Consider the following 7888-nt stretch of genomic DNA (forward strand, 5'->3'; position numbering starts at 1 on the left):
GGGCCGCCATGCATTGCGGGCGGGCGACTGGAAGCTGGTGCACTGCAACCGGCCCTGGGGCGCCGGAGATTGGGAGCTGTACGACCTCGCCGCCGATCCCGGCGAGACCCGGGACCTGGCCGCCTCGCGCATCGACATCGTCTCGGCCCTGCTGCGCGACTGGGACGCCTATGTCGCCGAGCACAACGTGATCTGCGCCGACGACATGGCCGACGCGCTGGCCTACAGCAACGCTTGCCGCTACTACGAGGATCTGCAACGCGACCTGCCCGGCGGCGAGGGAGCCCCGTGATGTCCTGCGCGCTGTTCCTGAGGTGGACGCGGCCCGCCGCGCCGGACCACGCAGGAAGCCGCGCCGATGGCGCGGCCGTTCTTGCCTTGCTGGCTCCTCGCGCGGACTGCGCCGGCGCGGCGTTCTACGAACCCGTCCAGGTGGCCGACCCGCTGCTGCGCGCCGCCGCCGGCCACGACTGGATGCTGCGCCTGGACTTCGCGCATGTCGACGCCTTGCGGCGGGCGGCCGGCCCGAATGGCTGGATCGCGGCGCTGTGCCGCGCACCCGCGCTCGGGCCGTTGCTGGCCTGCGAACTGAGCGTACAGGCCATGCGCCGGGTATACCTGCACGCGCTGCCGTCGGCCACGCCGATTCCGCCGCGGGCTTGCGCCTACCTGGCGGGCTACGAGGGCGACCCTCCGGATCCGCGCGCCTGGATCGCCGAGTACCTGGACGGGCATGTCCCGCTCATGCAGGAACTGCCGGGCCAGCGCGAGACCGCCGTATACACGCGCTTCGAGCACAATGTCGCGCTGCCGGGCCGCCCGCTGAACTGGATGCTGCGCAGCCATGCCCTGTTCGATACGGCGCAGGCCCTGGCCCAGGCCCTGGACACCCCGGTGCGGCGCGCACTGCGCGAGCACCGCGCGCGGATGCCGCCAGCCGGCGGACAGGATGAGCATCTGCCCATGCTCGCGCAGCGACGCTGACGCGCACCGCCGACCGCCGCAGCGCCGCGCCCGGCCCCGCCTTGGTCCAGCCGCTGACAAGCCACGCCGACGGGCGCATACTGCGTCCTCGCTTTCCGCCATGCGCCCGAGGCATCCGCCATGGCCCGGGCATCCGCCTGCCACGTCCCACGCAGAGGAACGGCATCATGAGCACGCGCAGCACATCGACGCACGCCGAAGGCCCGGCCATCCAATCACTGGCCAAGGGCCTGCGCATTCTGCGGCTGCTGGCCCAGGACGGCGACGCGGGCTTCGCGCGGCTGCAACGGGACAGCGGCCTGTCCAAGGCCGCGCTGGCGCGCGTGCTGCAGACGCTGGAGCACGAAGGCTGGATCTCCAAGCGCATGGCCGATGGCCACTACCAACTGCGCACGGGCGGCCTGCCGGCGGCGCCCGCCGCGCTCGCCATCGGACAACTGGCGGACCTGGCGGCCACGCCGCTGCGCGAGCTGCACGCCCAGACCGTGTGGCCGTCCGACATCTCCATCTGTACCGGCGCGCACATGCGCATCCTCGAAAGCAACCGCGCCATCAGCCCGCTCACGATCAACTGGCATGTCATGGGCATGCAGGCCCCCAGCATGCTGTGGTCCGCCGCGGGCCGCGCCTACCTGATGGCCTGTCCGGCGTCGGAACGGGGCAAGATATTCAAGAACCTGGGCCAGTCCAGCAGGCGTGAAGACCACGCCATCCAGGACGCCGCCTGGGTCAATGCGCTACTGGCGCAGACCTGTGCGCAAGGCTACGGCAAGCGCGACGCAACGTACCCCAGCCCCGATCAGGTCTTTCACGGGCAGCTCGGCGCCATCGCCGTGCCCATCATGGTGGGCAGGCACGCGCTGGGCTGCCTGAGCCTGGTCTGGATCCTGAGCATGGCATCCGAGGACATGATCGTGCAGCGCTACCTGGCGCTGCTGCGCAAGACCGCGGCAAGCATCGGCACGACCTGCGAACAACATGGCTTCAAGCGGCCGCCCTGGCTGGACCCGAAATACCGCGACGGCTTCATCCAGGCCGGCGCGTGAATCCGCGCACACGCAAGCAAACACTCAAACAAGGGGAGCTGGAAATGGAACCATTCGACGCCATCATCGTCGGCAGCGGAATCAACTCGCTGGTCTGCGCCGCCATGCTGGCCAGACGCAAGCGCCGCGTCTGCGTGCTGGAGCGCGAGGCCGTGCTGGGCGGCTGCATCCGGACCGAGGCGTTGACCGCGCCGGGCTATCTGCACGACACGCTGTCCGCCGCGCATCCACTCTTTGTCACCGGCCCGGCCTACGCCGACCTGGGCGAAGCGCTGCACGGCTTTGGCCTGGCCTACTGCAAGAACGACACACCCACCGGCGTGCTGCTGCCGGATGGCCGCCACCTGATCCTGTCCACCTCGCGCGAAAAGAACATCACGAACTTCGAAGCGCTGGCAGCGGGAGACGGCCATGCCTATCAGGCCGCGATGCAATTCGTGGAGCGCCATTCGGCGCTGATCTTCACGCTGCTGGGCACGGAACTCAAGAGCTGGCCGGCCGCGCGCGCCGTCGCCACGGCGGGCTGGCGCGACGGCTTCGACGCCACCGGCGCGTTCTTCGGCACATCCCTGCGCAGCGGACGCGCCTGGCTGGAGACGTCGATCCGTTCCGACCTGCTGCGCGCCCTGCTGGCGCCCTGGGCGCTGCATTGCGGGCTGGGGCCGGAAAGCGCCATGTCGGCCCTGATGCTGCAGGTCGTGGCGTTCACGCTGGAAGCGGCCGGCATGCCGATGGTGCAAGGCGGCAATGGCCGCACGGTCGATGCCTTCGCGCAGCTCATCGCCGCCAACGGCGGCGCGCTGCACACCGACGCCGACGTCGACCGCGTGCTCGTGCGCGACGGCCGTGCCGTAGGCGTGGCGCTGGCGGACGGGCGCGAGTTCCATGGCCGCGACGTCATCTGCAACGTCACGCCCACGCAGCTCTATGGGCGGCTGCTGCCGGCGGACAGCGTGGCCCCGGACCTGCGCCGGCAGGCCGCCGACTACCGCTACGGCAAAGGCAATATGCAGATCCACCTGGCCCTGTCCGAGCCCGTGCAATGGTGCGCGCCCGAGCTGGCTTCGGTCGGCTACGTGCACATGACGCCCGGCCTGGACGGCGTCGCCCGCGCGGTCGACGAGGCGCAGCGCGGGCTGCTGCCCGCCGAAGGCACGATCTGCGTCGGCCAACCCAGCGCCGTGGATCCGTCCCGCGCGCCCGACGGCGGCGCCGTGCTGTGGGTGCAGTTGCCCGAATGCCCCAGGCAGATACGCGGCGACGCCGCCGGACGCCTGGACGCACCCTCCGACGGCGCCTGGACCGAAGCCATCGCCCAGGCCTATGCCGACCGGATCGTGGCGCGCATGTGCGCGCAGATGCCCAATCTCTCGCGCGCCATCGTCGGCCGCCGCGTGCTGTCGCCCGCGGACCTGGAAAGGTTGAATATCAACCTGGTCGGCGGCGATCCCTATTCCGGGGAGTGCAGCCTGGACCAGTTCATGCTGTGGCGGCCGCTGCCCGGCGCGCGGAACCACCAGACGCCGATCAAGCGCCTCTGGCATATCGGCGCCTCCACGCATCCGGGCCCGGGGCTGGCCGGCACGTCGGGCTTTCACGTCGCGCGGCGGCTGGCCCCGCGCTGATCCCGGCAACGCGGGATACACCGGTAGGTCCGGCTGCCGGACCTGTATCGCTCCGGTCCGTTCCGGCCAAGAATGGCGTGGCACATATGAGGGCGGCACGATCCCGATATCCCATGCAAGCCGCCAAGGAGACCCGTATGACCACGCTCTTGCTTCGCTCCCTTGGCCTGGGCTTGCTGCTGACCCTGGCCGGCACGGCGCATGCCCAGGCGCCCGGCGCCGCCTGGCCCGCCAAGCCCATCCACATCGTGCTGCCTTCCGCCGCCGGCACCGCCGTGGACACGGCCACGCGTGTGATCTTCGCGAAAGTCGGCGAGTCCCTGGGCAAGCCCGTGGTCATCGAGAACAAACCGGGCGCGGACGGCATGATCGCCGCCGCCGCGGCCGCCAAGGCGTCCAGCGACGGCCACGATTTCTTCGTGTCGAACGCCGGCGTCTTCACCATCAATCCCAGCTACCGCGCCAACCTGCCCTATGACCCGGAGCGGGACTTCACGCCGGTCAGCCAGCTGACCACCGCCGTCCTGGTCATCAGCGTCCGCCCTGGCCTGCAGGCGGCCAACCTAGCTGAGCTGGTCGCCCTGGCCAAGGCCAGCCCGGGCCGGCTCACGTATTCGTCCAGCACAGGACGCAGCGGCATCGCCTTCCTGTCCATGGAATTGCTCAAGCAACGCGCCGGCATCGCCATCGAGTGGATCGGCTACAAGGACGACTCGCAAGCCCTGGCCGACTTGATGGGCGGACGCATCGATATCGTGGTGGACCCCCTGGCCACCAGCCTGCCCAACGCCAAGGCCGGCAAGCTCGGCATCATCGCCGTCACCGGCAGCCGGACAGCGCAGCAGATCCCCGACATCAAGACGATCGCGGACAGCGGCTATCCAGGGGTGTCCGGCGATGCCTGGATCGGCCTGTTCGCGCCCAGGGGCGTTTCCGCGGACATCGTCGGCCGCATGGAACGTGAAGTCGCCACGGCGCTGCAGGATCCCGGCGTCCGCTCGCGGCTCTACGAACTTGGGCTGGATCCGGTGGGCGGCAACTCGACGCAGCTCGGCGCGCTGGTCAAGGACGATCGCGCAAAGTGGGCCCGGCTGATCCAGGAGCTCGGACTCAAGCCCTGACGCCTGCGGCTCAACGCCGCCCCCACCGCGCCTCGCGATACACCCAGTGCCCATGCCGCGCCACCCACACCGGCCCGTGGTACACGTACCCTGGCCGCGCCGGCAGCCAGACGCCGGTCACCCAGGCGTGGCGTCCGCCCACCCATTCCCAATGCCCCGGCGCCCAGACATAGCCGACCCGGGGCGGCGGCACCACTTCCACGCGCGGCGGCGGCGGCGCCACGTCGATGCTGATGGCGACGCCGGCTTGCGCGGTCGACGGCGCGGCCAGCGCGCCCAGTGACAGGACGACCGCGGCGCCCGCGGTCAGGACGGCTTTGGCGTAGGTGTTCATGGCGGAATCTCCCTCGAATCTGACAGCGCGCGCCCGCGATGGCGGACGCGGCAGGGCCAGTGTGCGCGCGTGGAATTGTCGAAATGGTTACGCGGCGGGGCGCGGGCGTTTCAGCGCGTTTCCGGGCCAAGGGCGAACGAGATTCCTGGTCCAGGAAAACCACAATGGGCGCCGCGCCGGCGCGCGCGACATCGCAGCCCGCCCCCGGCGCGGCCGTTTAAATTCCGCTCCTTGGACTTAAAGGGAATTCCCCGATACTCCCCTCCAGGACCCGTCGCTACCATTCGCCGCACTTCAGCCTCCCGGCTGACGCGAAAACAGACATATCCCTGCAGTACGGAGACACCATGAAAGCACTGAAACTTGCCGCGGCGGGCGCCGCGCTGTTCGTTTCGTCCTGGAGCGCCCACGCTGGCGCGACGTTCGACAGCATCAAGAACAAGGGCTTCGTCCAGTGCGGCGTGTCCACCGGCGTATCGGGCCTGTCGGCCAACGACAGCAAGGGCGACTGGGTCGGCCTGGACGTGGACCTGTGCCGCGCGATCGCCATCACCCTGTTCGGCGATGCGTCCAAGGCCAAGATCCTGTCCATCAGCGCGCTGCAGCGCTTCACCGCCCTGCAGTCCGGCGAAGTGGATGTACTGACCCGCAACACCACGCTCTCGCTGACGCGCGACACCACGCTGGGCCTGATCGGCGTGGGCGTGAACTACTACGACAGCCAGGGCATCATGGTGAACAAGTCCCTGAACGTCAAAAGCGCCAAGGAGCTGGACGGCGCCACGGTCTGCGTGCAGCCCGGCACCACCACCGAGCTGAACCTGGCCGACTGGTTCCGCTCGCAAGGCATCGCGTTCAAGCCCGTCGTGGTCGAGCGCCTGGACGAGATCATTCGCTCGTTCGCCGTGGGCCGCTGCGACGCCTTCACCGGCGACAAATCCCAGCTGGCCGCCGCGCGCAGCACGCTGGCCAATCCCGATCAGTACATGATCCTGCCCGAGAACTTCTCCAAGGAGCCGCTCGGCCCCATGGTGCGCCAGGGCGACGAGCAGTGGTTCAACATCGTGCGCTGGACCATGTACGCGATGATGGAAGCCGAGGAATACGGCATCACTTCCAAGAACGTGGACGAGATGCTGAAAAGCACCAACCCCAACGTGCAGCGCCTGCTGGGCGTGACGCCGGGCATGGGCAAGAACCTGGGCGTGGATGACAAGTGGGCCTACAACGTCATCAAGCGCATCGGCAACTACGGCGAAAGCTACGAGAAGAACCTGGGCGAGAGCAGCCCGCTGAAGCTGCCGCGCGGCCTGAACGCCTCGTACCGCGATGGCGGCCTGATTTACGGCTGGCCAGTGCGCTAGCGCCACGGCGCCGATGACGGCGCCCACCGCATGCATCGGGACGCCGGCCTTTGCCGGCGTCCCTTTTTTTGACCACTGGAAACCACTGCGGCAACGCGCGCCGTCTATGATGGCTGGGCGCCGAGTCCGCCCAAATGCGTTACTCTCCCCACCCCAACCGATTTCCCGCAAGGAGCCTCTCATGGCAAAAGCCGCCGCCCGCCACATCCTGGTCTCGACCGAAGCCAAGGCCAACGAACTGAAGACCGCCATCGAGAACGGCGCCGACTTCGCCCAGGTGGCGAAGGAAAACTCCAGCTGCCCGTCCAGCCGCGACGGCGGCAACCTGGGCACCTTCGGCCGTGGCGAAATGGTCAAGGAATTCGACGCCGTGGTGTTCAGCGCCCCGGTCGGCGAGGTCCAGGGCCCGGTCAAGACGCAGTTCGGCTACCACCTGGTCGAAGTGACCAGCCGCCAGGACTGAGCCGTCCCGCAGCGACAGCAAAACGCCGCCAGGAGCGATCCTGGCGGCGTTTTTCATTGCGCCCGGCCTATTGCCGCGCCTGGAACAGCGCCGGGTCGAACGGCTCGCGCTGCTCCAGCACGGCCAAGGCGCCGACGATGAGCGCGTACATGCCCTGCGCGAACTCGGCCTCGACCTGGGCCTCTTCGGTGGCGCGGTCCGGCCTGGCGGCGGGCTCTTCCCCCGCCACCGAATACACCGTGTCGGCCACGGCGATGCAGTGGAACGCCACCGTCGCCAGCAGCACGCGCGCCTGGTCCGGCGACACGCCGTAGACGCGCGCGACCTCAGTCTGGTGGCCGTGGATCTTGGCCATCATGGGCTGGGTCGTGACCGACGGGCGCAGCAGGTACGGCGCCAGGCCGGGATGCGTCTTGACCATGTCGCGCAGCGAGATGACCAGCGCGACCAGGTAGTCCCTAAGTTCGGGATGGGTATCGGCGCCGGCATGCGGCACCGGCCAGCGGGTGAAGATCTCCTCGGCCACCATCAGCTTGAGCGCCTCCAGGCTTTCCACCCGCTTGTACAGCGCCATGTGGCTCACCCCGAGCGCGGCGGCGACATTGACGAAGCTGACGTTCGGCAGGCCGACGGCGATGCCGGCATCGGCAATCCGTTCACGCGTGATGGTGCGCGGGCGTCCGCGAGCCGCGGGCGGGGTGTCGGGGGGCATGGAGTCTCCGTGTGATGGGCGGCAACCTGTGGTTCTGCCGCGCCAGCCTCTGAACGGGGAGTTTACTTCGCTGGCCGAATTAGTTTAGTATTCGTAAACTAATTCATCTAATTAGTTCAGATTCTCATTTACGTCTGCGTTTCCATGACTACCCCACCCCAGCCTCCGGGGGGCGACCGGGCGGGAAACCCGCCAATTCCGTATTCCTGGATGCCCCTGTTCCATGAGCGCTCGTGACG

At 68.8% G+C, this 7888-nt stretch carries 8 protein-coding genes and 1 pseudogene; 7 read left to right on the forward strand and 2 right to left on the reverse strand.

Annotated elements, in window-relative coordinates; all coding sequences use genetic code 11:
* The 5 genes and pseudogenes from KDH83_RS28025 to KDH83_RS28045 all read left to right on the forward strand — a co-directional run.
* Window positions 1-292: pseudogene (locus tag KDH83_RS28025) on the forward strand (hypothetical protein); the annotation flags it as partial.
* Window positions 292-984 carry a hypothetical protein gene (locus KDH83_RS28030; protein ID WP_212321766.1) on the forward strand — a complete coding sequence of 231 codons (693 nt, stop codon included), beginning with the start codon at window positions 292-294 and terminating at the stop codon, window positions 982-984. The pseudogene KDH83_RS28025 and the gene KDH83_RS28030, both read left to right, overlap by 1 nt.
* Before the next feature lie 167 nt (window positions 985-1151).
* Window positions 1152-2030 carry a helix-turn-helix domain-containing protein gene (locus tag KDH83_RS28035; protein ID WP_212321768.1) on the forward strand — a complete coding sequence of 293 codons (879 nt, stop codon included), beginning with the start codon at window positions 1152-1154 and terminating at the stop codon, window positions 2028-2030.
* A gap of 44 nt (window positions 2031-2074) precedes the next feature.
* Window positions 2075-3655, forward strand: coding sequence for an NAD(P)/FAD-dependent oxidoreductase (locus KDH83_RS28040; RefSeq protein ID WP_212321770.1), 1581 nt, complete (start codon window positions 2075-2077; stop codon window positions 3653-3655).
* Window positions 3656-3792: 137 nt separating this feature from the next.
* Window positions 3793-4776 carry a tripartite tricarboxylate transporter substrate-binding protein gene (locus KDH83_RS28045; RefSeq protein ID WP_212321772.1) on the forward strand — a complete coding sequence of 328 codons (984 nt, stop codon included), beginning with the start codon at window positions 3793-3795 and terminating at the stop codon, window positions 4774-4776.
* A gap of 10 nt (window positions 4777-4786) precedes the next feature.
* Here KDH83_RS28045 and KDH83_RS28050 read toward each other — a convergent pair whose 3' ends face one another.
* A complete protein-coding gene (locus KDH83_RS28050) occupies window positions 4787-5110 on the reverse strand; it encodes a YXWGXW repeat-containing protein (protein WP_212321774.1) in 324 nt (107 codons plus the stop codon).
* Window positions 5111-5457: 347 nt separating this feature from the next.
* On the opposite strand from KDH83_RS28050, the gene KDH83_RS28055 reads away from it, so the two are divergent.
* Both KDH83_RS28055 and KDH83_RS28060 read left to right on the forward strand, forming a co-directional pair.
* Window positions 5458-6474, forward strand: a complete 1017-nt coding sequence (locus KDH83_RS28055) for an amino acid ABC transporter substrate-binding protein (RefSeq protein WP_212321776.1) — start codon at window positions 5458-5460, stop codon at window positions 6472-6474.
* Between the two features lie 181 nt (window positions 6475-6655).
* Window positions 6656-6937, forward strand: a complete 282-nt coding sequence (locus KDH83_RS28060; RefSeq protein ID WP_103271237.1) for a peptidylprolyl isomerase — start codon at window positions 6656-6658, stop codon at window positions 6935-6937.
* Between the two features lie 67 nt (window positions 6938-7004).
* Here KDH83_RS28060 and KDH83_RS28065 read toward each other — a convergent pair whose 3' ends face one another.
* Window positions 7005-7649 carry a TetR/AcrR family transcriptional regulator gene (locus tag KDH83_RS28065; protein WP_212321779.1) on the reverse strand — a complete coding sequence of 215 codons (645 nt, stop codon included), beginning with the start codon at window positions 7647-7649 and terminating at the stop codon, window positions 7005-7007.
* Between the last annotated feature and the right edge of the window lie 239 nt (window positions 7650-7888).

It is taken from the genome of Achromobacter sp. Marseille-Q0513, from assembly GCF_018195695.1.
Classification (GTDB): domain Bacteria; phylum Pseudomonadota; class Gammaproteobacteria; order Burkholderiales; family Burkholderiaceae_B; genus Achromobacter.